We start from the raw sequence: 13,130 nt of genomic DNA, 5'->3' as shown, positions 1-13,130 counted from the left end.
ATTGACAAAATAAATATAAAGAACTATATTTATTTTGTAGATATAGCTATTATTAGGGGGGAGTAGAAATGTCAAGTTGTAATTCGTGTCCATCAAATGGATCTTGCAATAAGGAACAATCAAGCTGTTTAGTTGAGAATAATCCACTAAATAAAATTAAAAAAATTGTAGGTGTTATGAGTGGTAAAGGTGGAGTAGGAAAATCTACAGTATCAGCATTAATAGCAAAAAATTTAGCAAAACAAGGGTATAAAGTAGGTGTATTAGATGCTGATATAACAGGACCTAGTATTCCAAGACTTTTGGGAGTGGATAAGCAAAGAGCAAGAGCAACAGAGGAATTTATATATCCAGCAGTAACAAAAGATGGAATAAAAGTAATGTCTTTAAACTTATTAATAGAAAATGAAGAAGAGCCTGTTATTTGGAGAGGGGCAATGGTTTCTAATGCAGTGAAACAGTTTTATACAGATGTTTTATGGGAAGAGTTAGATTACCTTATAATAGATATGCCTCCAGGAACAGGAGATGTAGCACTAACAGTTATGCAATCTATTCCTATAAATGGTATAGTAATGGTTACAGTACCTCAAGATATGGTATCAATGATAGTTACAAAAGCTGTTCATATGGTTCAAAAGTTAGATATAGATGTTATAGGTGTAGTTGAAAATATGAGCTACATAACATGTCCAGACTGTGGTAAGAAGATTCAAATATTTAATGGACAAAATAATAGAAAATTCCTTGATGATATGAATTTGGAACTTTTAGGACAATTACCAATGAATTCTGGAATAGGAAACGTATCCATAGGTATTTATAAGGATGGTGATGAAGAGGTAGAAGGATTATTTAATCCTATAGTAATAAATATGGTTAAATCATTAGAGAAAAAAGAAAAAGAAGTTTCAAATGTGTTTTAGGTATAAATAAGGAGTAAAAAAATGAAATTAGGAGATGTTTTTGTTTTTGGTGTTGATTTAGTATTATTTACATATTTTACTCAAATAGCACTAAATACCACAAGTATGACAATTAGAATAGTGGCATGTTTTGCTATGACAGCTGAAATATTCTTTATGAGACAACATTTAAAAATGATGAAGATAATTTCCAATAGAAGAGAAGATTAAAAAATACACAGTTCAATATATTGAACTGTGTATTTTTTTTTAGATTGATTAAAATCTATTGACATTCCAGTTAATGGAAGGTTTATTATAATATTAGGAAGTACTGTGAGTATAAAAATAGTAAAATAAATGGGGGGAAAAATATGAGATTAAGTATGGTTGCAGATCATGCAAGATGGCCGAGGGAAAACGATATTATATTTAACTTGTCTGAAAGAGCTCAAAATGCAGAAAAAGAGATAGGTAAAGAAAATGTTGTTAATGCTACTATTGGTGCCTTAATGGATGATGAAGGAAAGTTAATAACTATGAGTAGTGTTTTTGAACAATTAAAATCATTGCCAAATAATGAAATATCTGCTTATGCTTCTATAGCAGGACAAGATGACTATAAAGAAGCTGTAAAAAAAGTTTGCTTTCAAGGAAATAATCCAGATGGATATGTAAGAGTTGTAGCTTCTCCTGGTGGAAGTGGTGCTATTAAGTTAGCAATGTGGAACTATACTAATCCCAATGATGTGATTCTAACTTCAGACTGGTATTGGAGTCCTTACGGAATTATAGGAGAAGAAGCCGGTAGAGGAGTTTCAAATTATAAGTTATTTAATGATGAAGGAAAATTTAATATGGAATCCTTTAAATCTAAATTTAAAGAAATTATAGATAAACAAGGAAACATATTTACAATAATTAATACTCCTGGTCATAATCCAACGGGTTATAGCGTGTCAGATGATGAGTGGGATGAAATATTAGACTTTGCAAAAGAAGTTGCAAAGGATGAAAGTAAAAAAATAGTTTTATTTATAGATGTTGCTTATATAGATTTTGTGAAAGATGATGTAGCAAGTAGAAAATTCTTTAAAAAATTTGGTAACTTACCAGAAAATATACTTACAATAGTTGGATTTAGTATGTCAAAAGGATTTACTGCCTATGGAATGAGAATGGGGGCAGCTATAGGAATATCTTCAAGTGAAGATATAGCAGAAGAATTCTACTATTCATTAATGCATTCTTGCAGAGCAAACTGGTCTAATTGTAATAGAGGGGCTATGTCTATTCTTTCTCATTTAATTGCAGATGAGAAAAAATATTCAGAATATAAAATAGAGAAAAATCAATATAAAGATATGCTTGTGAAAAGAGCAGAAGCTTTTGTACAAGGTGCAGAAGAAGTAAATCTTGAAATATTACCATACAGAGATGGATTCTTTGTAAGTATACCGTGCAATAATCCAAAGGAAATTTGCGAAGAGCTTACTAAAGAAAATCTTTATCTAGTTCCATTGAAGATGGGATTAAGGTTTGCTGTTTGTGCAGTATCGGAAGAAAAATGTAGGAAAGCACCAAAGGTTATAAAAGAAGTTCTTGAAAAAACTAAATCATTAGACACAACTTTAGCATAAAAAAACATAAAAATAAGGGGGACTATTAACATGAAGAAATTAATGACAGGTAACGAGGCAATAGCTCGTGGAGCCTATGAAGCTGGTGTAAAATATGCTTCAGCTTATCCAGGAACTCCAAGTACAGAAATATTAGAAAATATAGCTTTATATAAGGATGATATTCTTGCAGAATGGGCTCCGAATGAGAAGGTAGCAGTTGAGGCAGCTGCAGGTGCCTCAATAGCAGGAGCGAGAACTGTAGCATCTATGAAACATGTTGGTTTAAATGTGGCGGCAGATCCACTGTTCACAGTAGCATATACAGGTGTAACTGGAGGATTTATAATAATTACAGCAGATGAGCCAGGGCAACATTCATCACAAAATGAGCAAGACAATAGAAATTATGCTAGAGCAGCTAAAATTCCAATGTTTGAACCATCAACTAGCCAAGAAGCTAAAGATATGTTCAAGGAAGCATTTGAAATAAGTGAGAAATTTGATACGCCAGTTTTATATAGATTAACAACTAGACTATGTCATTCAAAGGGGATAGTTGAGTGTGAAGATAGAAAAGAAGTTGGAATAAAAGAGTATGTAAAAGACGCACATAAATATGTTACAGTTCCTGCAAACTCAAGAGTATTAAGAGGGAAGGTAGAAGAAAGACTTCACAATTTAGAAAAGTTTTCTAATGAAACTGATCTTAACTCTATTGAATTAAATGATACTAAAGTAGGAATTATTGCATCAGGAATGTGTATAAATTTTGCAAAAGAAGTGTTTGGAAATGATGCATCTTATTTAAAACTAGGATTTACTTTCCCAATGCCAGATGAAAAAATAAAAGAGTTTGCATCTAAAGTAGAAAAAATATATGTTATAGAAGAAAATGATGAATTTATAGAAGAGCATGTTAAAGCTTTAGGCATAAATTGTCATGGTAAAGATGTATTTCCAGCATATGGAGAAATGACACCGGATGTTATAAGAAAAGCTATATATGGAAAAACATTTGATCACTTAGAAGCAAATGAAGAATTATTAGTTCCAAGACCACCAACATTCTGTGCAGGATGTCCACATAGAGGTTTATTCTATGAACTAGGGAAAAGAAAAGATGTAGTTATAACTGGAGATATAGGATGTTATACTCTAGGATTTGCACCACCATATAATGCGATGGATTGTGTAGTTTGTATGGGTGCATCTTTGGGTTCAGGACATGGAGCACAACAAGTTTTCAACATGGTAGAAGGAAATAAGAAAAGAGTTGTAGGAGTGCTTGGAGATTCAACATTCTTCCATACAGGAATAAATGGGCTTTTAGATATTATTTATAACAATGGTAATGCAATATCAATAATATTAGATAATAGAATTACTGGTATGACAGGACATCAAGAAAATCCAGGTTCTGGATTTAAATTACAAGGTGAGCCAACTAATGAAATAAGTATAGAAGCAGTAGTTAGAGCTTGTGGTGTGAAAAATTTAAGAGTAATAAATCCTAATGATTTAAAAGAAGTAAATGATACTCTTGATTGGGCATTTGCGAATGAAGAGGCATCTGTAATCATTACAAGATGGCCATGTGCTCTTAAAAAATTCTCTAAAGAAGATATAGAAGAGTTTAATAAGCCATTTACAACAAAATGTGAAGTTGTAGAAGATTTATGTATAGGATGTAAAAAATGTACTAAGACAGGATGTCCAGCAATTTCATACAATAAAGAAACTAAAAAATCTAAAATAGATAGAAATCAATGTTTAGGATGTGAAGTATGTGCACAAGTATGTCCTAAAGAAGCGATAGTAAAGGAGGTAAAATAATATGACTAAAAGTATTATGTTAGTAGGTGTAGGTGGTCAAGGGACTATACTTGCAAGTAAATTATTAACTATAGGATTAATGGAAGCTGGATACGATGTAAAGATGAGCGAAATACATGGTATGAGCCAAAGAGGTGGATCAGTTTCTTCTCAAGTAAGATATAGTGATGATAATGTTTATTCTCCTGTTATTGAAATTGGTGGAGCAGATATGATAGTTTCTTTTGAAAAAATGGAAGCTTTAAGATATTTAAAATATTTAAAACCAGAAGGAAAAGTAGTTGTAAATAATTATAGATTAAACTCAGTATCTACATTAGTAGGAAAATTTGAATACAAAGAAGAAGAAATAGATTTAGAATTAAAAAGATTAAATGCAAAAATTATAGATGCAGCAAAAAAAGCTGAAGAATTAGGAAATGCAAAAGTAATGAATGTTATATTATTAGGTTCTTTAGTAAAATCAATGAAGTTAGAAAAAATTGACTGGGAAGATATAATCAGAAAAAATGTAAAAGAAAAGTTTGTTGATTTAAATATAAAAGCTTTCCGAATGGGAATGGAGCTAGTAGAATCTGAAGTAAGTAAAGCAGCTGTTTAAATTTATTTAGCCATATAAAATCAAAAGCTATTATAAGTTTTTCTTATAATAGCTTTTGATATCTATCTTGGTGAAAGGTTAAATTTTTAAAAATATAAAAAATTATAAAAAGGGGATAAAAATATGACTTATAGAGTTTTAGCCATAAATCCTGGCTCAACATCAACGAAATTTGCAGTATATGATGGAGAAAATCAAGTTTTTGCAAACACATTAAATCATTCAGTTGAAGAATTATCAAAATTTAAGTCTATAATGGATCAATTTGAAATGAGAAAAAATGAGGTAGAAAAAGCTTTAAAAGAAAATAACATAGAATTAAAAAGTATAAATGCAGTAGTTGGAAGATGTGGAGGATTACCACCAGTCAAATCAGGTGCATATTTAATAAATGAGGAAATGATAGACAGATTAACTAATAGACCTACATTAGATCATGCATCGAACTTGGGTGCTATAATTTCATATTCCATTGCCAATGAAATAGGTGTTAACTCTTATATATATGATCCAGTTTGTGTTGATGAAAGTGGCGATATAGCAAAAGTATCAGGACTTAATGGCTTGGATAGAGTTTGTTTAACTCATGCTTTAAATACTAGAGCAATGGCAATAAAATATGCCAAAATGAATCATAAAAACTATAATGATTTAAATTTAATAGTTGCTCATTTAGGTGGAGGTATAAGTCTAAATGTTCATGAGAAAGGAAAGATGGTAGACTTTGTTTCTGATGAAGAAGGACCATTTTCACCAGAAAGAGCAGGAAGACTGCCTGCAAAAATGTTAGTTGATTTATGTTACTCTGGTAAATATACTCATAAAGAAATGGTTAAAAATGTAAGAGGTAAAGGAGGCATAGTTTCATATTTAGATACTGTTGATGCTAGAGAGGTTGAAGAAAGAATAGCAAATGGTGATGAATATGCAAAATTAATATATGATGCTCTAGCTTTACAAGTTGCAAAATCTATTGGTGAACTTGCTACAGTTGTTAATGGTGATGTGGATGCTATAATTATAACTGGTGGAATTGCATACTCTAAATATATGAGCGAATCCATAGTTAAGAGAGTTAAGTTTATAGCACCAGTTGAAGTATTAGCTGGAGAAAATGAATTAGAAGCTTTAGCTTTTGGAGCTCTTAGAGTATTAGATGGCGAAGAAGAAGCTACAATATATAGGGAATCTGATATGGTGAAGGCTTAGAAAGAAAATTTTATAAGTGATTAAATTAACACAATTGGATATACTCCTCTAATTTTATATAATATAAATATAATTAAAATTAGGGGAGTTGTCATATGAAGGACTTTTTTACCATCGGAGAAATATCTAAGCTGTTTGATATAAATAAAAAAACATTAAGATATTATGATGAAATAGATTTATTTAAACCTAGCTTTGTTAATAAAAACAACAAGTATAGATATTACACATTAGATCAATTTCAATATTTGGAGACAATAAAGTATTTGAAAGAGTTAGGACTTTCTTTGGATAAAATAAAATATAATCTTAATAATGTGAATGCAGAAGATGTAATACATTCTTTAGAAGAACAAAATAATATTATTAATCAAAAAATAAGTGAATTACAGCTTATAAAACATAAAATTAATAATAAAATAATGCAAATTAAAGATTCTACAAGAGAAGACTTATTAGGAATTATTAGAGAACTAGATTATGATGAGAGGCAAGCTGTTAGGCTTAGACATAGTATTAAGACTGATTATGATATTGAGCTTTCTCTTAGAAAATTGACTAAGATGTCTGAAAACAAAATATTTCTAACTTATGGAACTGTTGGAGTATCCATATCTAGAGAAGATTTAATTAAGAGAGAATATGGAGAGTATAAATCTATATTTGTCATGATAGAAGAGGAAAAATACGATAAAAATTTAATTAAAATTTTTCCAAAAGGGACTTATGTTTGTATTAGATTTAATGGTATTCACAAAGATGCAGCACCATATTATGAGAAACTAATAGATTATATCAATAAGCAAGGGTATGAAATTTTAGATGATTCATTGGAGATGGAGTTAACAGATCCAAGTTTATCTTTAACTGATAAAGAAGTAGTAATGGAGTTACAAATTTTAGTTGAAAAATCTTAAATAAAGGGGAATAATTATGATAAATAAATTAGAGGATATATTACAACAATTAAAGGGCGACAAAAAAGTTATATTATCAGTGGCAGCAGCCCATGATGAAGAGGTTTTATTGGCTATACAAAGTGCAGTAGAGAAGAATATAATAGTTCCTGTTTTAATTGGTGAAGAGAATAAAATAAGAGATATTAGTAAAGAAATTGGATTTAATTTAGATGGAATTAAAATAATACAAAAAAATACAATAGAAGAATGCGCTGAAACTGCTGTAAAATTAGTTTCTTCAAAAGAAGCTGATTTTGTAATGAAGGGGTTACTGGACACATCAGTTATATTAAAAGCAGTTTTAAATAAAGAGTGGGGGCTTAGAACAGATAGTTTATTAAGTCATGTTATGGTTTATGAAATACCTACTTATGACAAGTTACTTGTAACAACAGATGGAGGTATGAACATATCACCTGATTATGAACAAAAAGTAAAAATATTAAAAAATGCAATAGAAGCAACAAAGCCTTTAGGTTTAGAAGAAATAAAGGTTGCTTGTTTAGCTGCAAAAGAAAAAGTAAATCCTAAGATGCAAGCTACAGTAGATGCAAGAGCTTTAGAAGAAGCTTGTGAAAAAGGTGCGTTTGGTGAAGGTGTAATTGTAGAAGGACCTTTAGCATTTGACTTAGCAGTATCAAAAGAAGCAGCAAGAATAAAAGGATTTGAAAGTAAGGTAGCTGGTGAAACAGACATAATGTTAATGCCAACTATAGAAGTAGGTAATGGAATAGGAAAAGCATTAACATATTTTGCAGGTGGAAAGTCTGCTGGAATAATAATGGGTGCAAAAGCTCCTATAGTTTTAGTTTCTAGAGCCGATAGTCATGAGTCAAAATTATATTCTATAGCGTATGGTGCCTTAATAGCAGGCCACAATAAATAATATGAAGAAGTTAAATCGCTGGGTATATGCTATTGTAGGAACTATAGCCTTATTATTTGCAGGCCTTATATATGCTTGGAGTGTACTATCATCTCCCATTGCAGAAGAATTTGTAAACTGGTCTACAGCACAACTGTCTTTAACCTTTACTATAGGAATGACTATGTTTTGTTTAGGAGGATTAGTTGGTGGATTATTGTCAAATAAAATTAATGTCAGAATTAATGTATGGACATCATCAATTTTATTTTTTATTGGATTTTATTTAGCATCAAAAACAACTACATTGATGGGGCTTTATTTGGGTTTTGGAGTTTTAGGTGGATTTGCTTCTGGTTTGACATACAATGCTGTAATGAGTACTATGTCAAAATGGTTTCCAGATAAACAAGGCTTAATATCAGGAATACTATTAATGGGATTTGGACTGGGAAGTTTTATAATAGGTAAAGTTTATCAAGCTTATACTCCAACAGAAATAGGTGGATGGAGAACATCCTTTATGATTTTGGGAGTTTTATTATTTATAGTTATAGGAATTGGAGGATTTTTCTTTGTAAAACCAGGAGAAGATTTTGTACCTCCAGAGACTGTAAAGAAAAAGAGAATTATAGAGCGAGGTATGGATGTTAATGCGTTAGTTATGATAAAAAGACCAACTTTTTGGTTATTTTTCTTTTGGTCATTTTTATTAAATGGAGCAGCGCTTGCTTTAATATCACAGGCAAAAGGTGTTGCTATGGAGGTTGGTCCACACTTTGACTTAAGCACTATAGCAACAGTAGTTGGATTGATTTCAATATTTAATGGTGTGGGACGTGTGGTTTATGGTGCTATGTTTGATAAAATAGGAAGACGAAAAACCATGTGGACAATTAACATAGTGTTTTTTGTATCAGCAGGAATATTAATACTTGCTTTTATAAACGATAACTTTTTATTAATGAGTTTTGGATTTATGTGCTGTGGATTTTCTTATGGAGGTATTCCAACGATAGGTTCAGCATTTATAAACACATTCTATGGTTCAACACATTATCCTGTCAATTTCTCTATAATTAACTTAAATCTAATTATTGCATCTTTAGGAAGTACTATAGCAGGTGGATTATACGATAGTAGTGGATCATACTTTAGTACATTTATATTTATGATAGGTATTATAAGTATTGGTTTTATATGTTTAATAGGTATAAAAAAGCCATAAATATTTAATATAAATGCAAAAAATTACTGGAATATAAGTTCCAGTAATTTTTTAATTGTAAGTAAATTATATGTTATCTGTTATGTGGATAACGTATAATTTCCAACTTTGTTATTTGAGCAACGGGCGAAGCCGTTGGCAATAGGAAGTAGAGCGCCCACGCAGTGGCTTAAAGTGTTTCGCCGACACGTCGCTCAAGCAAAGCGAATTTTTTATGCTTATAAAGCTCTACATTTTAGATTATTTAATTATATCTAGGTTCACGTGCTTCTATACCACTAAGAGCAGCCCAAACATAGAATATTAATCCTAAAGCTGCCCAACCAAGAATGATACCCCATTCATAAGGCCAAGATAATGAAGCTGGAGCACCAGGTAAATACATTATTCCTAGGAATAAACACATACAAATAGATACGAAGCCTACAAATCTAACTCTCTTAACTTTGTATGGTCTTAACATGTTTGGCTCTTTTCTTCTTAGTACTAAGAATGATAAGCAAACCATTGAATAAGATATTACTATACTACAACCACCTGCATTAGATAACCAAGTAAGCATATTTCTTCCTAAGAACGGTGATAAGGAAGTTAGGATACCGATTAATATTATTGCATTGCAAGGTGTTTTATATTTAGGATGTAACTTTGCTAAGAATGGTGGTAGCATACCACAAGCTGCCATAGAATAAATAGCTCTACTTCCACCTACATAGAAAGAATTCCAGCTAGTAATTATACCAGCTATTCCACCTAAAATTAATATTTTAGAAGCTATTGAACTATTATTGTAAACTTTAGCCATAGCATCCGCTGTAACTAGAGCAGAACCTTGAATTTCTGCATGATCCATAGCAAGAGATACACCAAGTATTATCATAGCATACCAAATAACTGCCATAATAACAGATAGAATTAATATTTGGCCAATTTTCTTAAATGGTATATTCATTTCTTCTGCTGCTTGTGGGATTACATCAAAACCAACATACATGAAAGGTGTCATAACAGCTACAGCCATAAGTCCACCGACTCCATCATTAAATAGAGGTTGTATGTTTGAAGTTGAACCATTTACAAAAGATCCACTAATTAGGGCTAAACCAACTAATGTAATTAATACAGTACATAAACCTTGTAGAAATGCTGCTGTTTTTACTCCAATGTAATTTATGATAGTGATTACTATGGAACTTACTATACCCACTATAACCCATGTAGCATAAACATCAAATCCAGCAATAGTGTACATATATCCTTTCACGTAATTTGGAAATAGATACTGTAACACTGTTGGAAGTGCAACTGTCTCGAAGGCTATTACAGATATGTATCCTAATATTATCGCCCAAGTACAGATAAAAGACGCATTTCTTCCCAGCGCTCGATAACTAAAGACTTGCTCTCCACCGCACTTAGGCATAGCAGATGTTAGTTCTGCGTATGCTTGTCCTACAAATAGTACCATTACGCCACCTATAACAAAAGCTAAGATAGCACCTAAAGTTCCTGCTGTTTGTATCCATTCTCCGGATAAAACAACCCATCCCCAACCAATCATTGCTCCAAATGCAAGCACAAATACGTCAGACTTGTTTAGGACCTTGTCAAAATTATCGTTTTTACTCATATAAAGACCCCCTAAAATTTTAAATACTTACTTTGTTAAAATTTTATATAGTATAATAATATAATAACAACTTTGGTAATAAATGTAAATTGGTTCTTTTATATTCTTGTATAAAAAGTATCATATACATATAAAATCTGAATTGTAGCCTTTAAAAATTTTTCTTTGTATTAACAAATAAGATATTTTATAATAAAAAGAGTAAACAATATGATTATAAAAGTTTTATTTAAATTTAAAATGATAAATAATTTGTACTGCTGATATATATAAAGAGTAAGTATTGGAGGTTGTAATAATGAATAATAAAGATAAGGCAATAGGTGTTTTTGATTCTGGCCTAGGTGGAGTAAGTGTATTAAAAGAATTAGTTCAAGCTATGCCAAATGAAAAATTTCTATACTATGGAGATTCTGCAAATGCTCCTTATGGAATAAAAACAAAGGAAGAAATAACTGAAAGGTGTGTAGACATTATAGAGTTTTTCCTGGCTAAAGGTGTGAAAGCCATAGTAATAGCTTGTAATACGGCAACTTCTGCAGCGGCTAATATGCTTAGAGAAAAATATTCTCACCTACCAATCATAGGAATGGAGCCAGCACTAAAAGTTGCTGCTGATGGAAAGATAGATAATACCATAGTAGTAATGGCAACACCTCTTACACTAAAAGAAACAAAGTTCAATGATTTAATGGCGAGATACAGTGATGATAATACTGTAATAAAAATGCCATGTCCAGAACTTGTAAATATAGTGGAAAATGACTTATTAGATGATGAAGAAGTTGTTGAAAGCCAATTAAAAGATTATTACAAAGACTTGGATATGAGTAAAATCAATAGTGTAGTTTTAGGATGTACTCACTTTGTATTCTATAGAGAATATATGGAAAAAATATTAAATCATAATATAAATATAGTTGATGGAAATTTAGGAACTACAAATCATTTAAAAGAAATTTTAAAGGATAAAGACGAGTTAAGGGATTATGATGAAGAGGGAAGTGTAACAATTTATAACTCTTCAGGAGATAAGAGGTTTATAAAATTGTCAGAAAAACTATTAAATAGATAAAAAACAAAGTATTAAATACTTTGTTTTTTATATTGAAGGAAATAATATGTTATATGTTTTGTATATAACGTATCATTTCCAACTTTGTTACTTGAGCAAAGCGAATTTTTTTATTCACATATTTTAAATTGTAAAATTACCTTAAATAAATCACCATCTATATTTAAATCCATAGTACCATTTTGAGTATTAATGATACTTTGAGTAATAGATAGGCCAAGACCTGAACCTTCTGTATTTCTAGAAGAATCACCACGTCTAAATCTTTCTAAAAATTCATCTGGACTTAAATTTAATCTATAGTTAGATATATTTTTAAATATTATAGATATAGTATCATTTTCAACAAATAAATCTATATAAACTCTAGTGTTAGGAGCAGAGTATTTTGTAATATTTGTTATTAAATTTTCAAAAGCTCTAAAAGTTCTTTTACCATCGGCCATAGTAAATATAGGTTCATCTGGTGTGTCTATAATAAAATCGAGTCTACTTTCTTGAATTTTATCGTCTAATTCAACAACACTTTGTATTAAAAGTTCTTTAATATCAGTTTTTTCTATATGGAATTCAATTTCACCACTACTAAGTTTTGCAGCTTCAAAAATCTCTTCAACTAGAATCTTAAGTCTTTTAGATTTTTTATCTAGAATAGATAAATAAGCTTTTCTAGTATTATCATCAATATCCTCACTTCTTAACATGTCCACATAGTTTATTATGGATGTTAAAGGTGTTTTTAAATCATGAGATACATTTGTGATTAACTCTGTTTTCATTTTTTCACTTCGAATAGCGTTATCTACTGCTTTTCCTAAACCTTCGCTCATATTATTAATGTTATTAGCAAGTCTGGCAATTTGATCATTGCCCCTAACTTCTAATTTATAGTCTATTGAACCTTCTTTTATAGATTCGACTTCTTTTGAAATATAATCTACATAATCGAATTTTTTACAAATTATTCTGAATAGATAGATACAAAGTACAAAAGTAACAAAATCTATAAATAATACAAATTTATAAGAGTATATAAAACCACCAGATATAGTATTAAGTATAATGAATAAAAATATAGTTTCTACGATTAATCCTACACATAAAGAATAAGCTAATTTTCTGTTTATTGTTTTTTTACTTTTCTTACTAAATAAAGCTTTTATAAATGGAGATAAATAAGCTTTATTTAATAAATTATTTTTG

General features: G+C 30.3%; 12 protein-coding genes. 10 read left to right on the top strand and 2 right to left on the bottom strand.

All coding sequences use genetic code 11. The annotated features are described in order from the left end of the window. Positions 1-68 precede the first annotated feature (68 nt). From NSA58_RS08230 to NSA58_RS08190, 9 genes are all read left to right on the top strand, one after another. Positions 69-926 (top strand): Mrp/NBP35 family ATP-binding protein, encoded by an 858-nt coding sequence (locus tag NSA58_RS08230; RefSeq protein WP_039680525.1) that lies wholly within the window; start codon positions 69-71, stop codon positions 924-926. Between the two features lie 21 nt (positions 927-947). Beyond that, a complete protein-coding gene (locus NSA58_RS08225; RefSeq protein ID WP_074079415.1) occupies positions 948-1,136 on the top strand; it encodes a hypothetical protein in 189 nt (62 codons plus the stop codon). A 143-nt stretch (positions 1,137-1,279) separates the two neighbouring features. Continuing rightward, entirely contained in the window at positions 1,280-2,545 is a 1,266-nt protein-coding gene (locus tag NSA58_RS08220; RefSeq protein ID WP_039680527.1) for a pyridoxal phosphate-dependent aminotransferase, read from the top strand. A gap of 30 nt (positions 2,546-2,575) precedes the next feature. Further along, positions 2,576-4,360 carry an indolepyruvate ferredoxin oxidoreductase subunit alpha gene (iorA, locus tag NSA58_RS08215; RefSeq protein WP_074079414.1) on the top strand — a complete coding sequence of 595 codons (1,785 nt, stop codon included), beginning with the start codon at positions 2,576-2,578 and terminating at the stop codon, positions 4,358-4,360. Between the two features lies 1 nt (position 4,361). Then, complete coding sequence (locus NSA58_RS08210) at positions 4,362-4,961, top strand: indolepyruvate oxidoreductase subunit beta (protein WP_039680529.1); 600 nt, start codon at positions 4,362-4,364, stop codon at positions 4,959-4,961. A 123-nt stretch (positions 4,962-5,084) separates the two neighbouring features. Beyond that, positions 5,085-6,170 (top strand): butyrate kinase, encoded by a 1,086-nt coding sequence (buk, locus tag NSA58_RS08205; RefSeq protein ID WP_039680530.1) that lies wholly within the window; start codon positions 5,085-5,087, stop codon positions 6,168-6,170. 95 nt (positions 6,171-6,265) lie between these two features. Next, positions 6,266-7,087, top strand: a complete 822-nt coding sequence (locus tag NSA58_RS08200) for a MerR family transcriptional regulator (RefSeq protein ID WP_039680531.1) — start codon at positions 6,266-6,268, stop codon at positions 7,085-7,087. Between the two features lie 16 nt (positions 7,088-7,103). Next, positions 7,104-8,015 carry a bifunctional enoyl-CoA hydratase/phosphate acetyltransferase gene (locus tag NSA58_RS08195; protein WP_039680532.1) on the top strand — a complete coding sequence of 304 codons (912 nt, stop codon included), beginning with the start codon at positions 7,104-7,106 and terminating at the stop codon, positions 8,013-8,015. Between the two features lies 1 nt (position 8,016). Further along, positions 8,017-9,222 (top strand): MFS transporter, encoded by a 1,206-nt coding sequence (locus NSA58_RS08190; protein ID WP_039680533.1) that lies wholly within the window; start codon positions 8,017-8,019, stop codon positions 9,220-9,222. A 244-nt stretch (positions 9,223-9,466) separates the two neighbouring features. On the opposite strand, the gene NSA58_RS08185 is transcribed toward NSA58_RS08190, so the two are convergent. Then, the gene (locus NSA58_RS08185; RefSeq protein ID WP_039680534.1) at positions 9,467-10,852 is read right to left on the bottom strand and encodes an APC family permease; all 1,386 of its coding nucleotides are present in this window, start codon (positions 10,850-10,852) and stop codon (positions 9,467-9,469) included. 298 nt (positions 10,853-11,150) lie between these two features. On the opposite strand from NSA58_RS08185, the gene murI reads away from it, so the two are divergent. Beyond that, positions 11,151-11,927, top strand: a complete 777-nt coding sequence (gene murI / locus NSA58_RS08180; RefSeq protein WP_074079413.1) for a glutamate racemase — start codon at positions 11,151-11,153, stop codon at positions 11,925-11,927. Between the two features lie 110 nt (positions 11,928-12,037). On the opposite strand, the gene NSA58_RS08175 is transcribed toward murI, so the two are convergent. Further along, positions 12,038-13,130 (bottom strand): HAMP domain-containing sensor histidine kinase (locus NSA58_RS08175; RefSeq protein ID WP_257560382.1); only part of this gene is annotated, 1,093 nt, incomplete at its 5' end.

Source organism: Terrisporobacter muris, assembly GCF_024621905.1.
GTDB lineage: Bacteria > Bacillota > Clostridia > Peptostreptococcales > Peptostreptococcaceae > Terrisporobacter > Terrisporobacter muris.
Note: the sequence above shows the minus strand (reverse complement) of the source record. Positions and strands in the feature narration are given on the sequence as shown.

Excerpts from the sequence above, each read along its gene's own strand:
- NSA58_RS08230 (WP_039680525.1), top strand. The coding sequence starts at position 69 with ATGTCAAGTTGTAATTCGTGTCCATCAAATGGATCTTGCAATAAGGAA.
- NSA58_RS08225 (WP_074079415.1), top strand. The coding sequence starts at position 948 with ATGAAATTAGGAGATGTTTTTGTTTTTGGTGTTGATTTAGTATTATTT.
- NSA58_RS08220 (WP_039680527.1), top strand. The coding sequence starts at position 1,280 with ATGAGATTAAGTATGGTTGCAGATCATGCAAGATGGCCGAGGGAAAAC.
- iorA (WP_074079414.1), top strand. The coding sequence starts at position 2,576 with ATGAAGAAATTAATGACAGGTAACGAGGCAATAGCTCGTGGAGCCTAT.
- NSA58_RS08210 (WP_039680529.1), top strand. The coding sequence starts at position 4,362 with ATGACTAAAAGTATTATGTTAGTAGGTGTAGGTGGTCAAGGGACTATA.
- buk (WP_039680530.1), top strand. The coding sequence starts at position 5,085 with ATGACTTATAGAGTTTTAGCCATAAATCCTGGCTCAACATCAACGAAA.
- NSA58_RS08200 (WP_039680531.1), top strand. The coding sequence starts at position 6,266 with ATGAAGGACTTTTTTACCATCGGAGAAATATCTAAGCTGTTTGATATA.
- NSA58_RS08195 (WP_039680532.1), top strand. The coding sequence starts at position 7,104 with ATGATAAATAAATTAGAGGATATATTACAACAATTAAAGGGCGACAAA.
- NSA58_RS08190 (WP_039680533.1), top strand. The coding sequence starts at position 8,017 with ATGAAGAAGTTAAATCGCTGGGTATATGCTATTGTAGGAACTATAGCC.
- NSA58_RS08185 (WP_039680534.1), bottom strand. The coding sequence starts at position 10,852 with ATGAGTAAAAACGATAATTTTGACAAGGTCCTAAACAAGTCTGACGTA.
- murI (WP_074079413.1), top strand. The coding sequence starts at position 11,151 with ATGAATAATAAAGATAAGGCAATAGGTGTTTTTGATTCTGGCCTAGGT.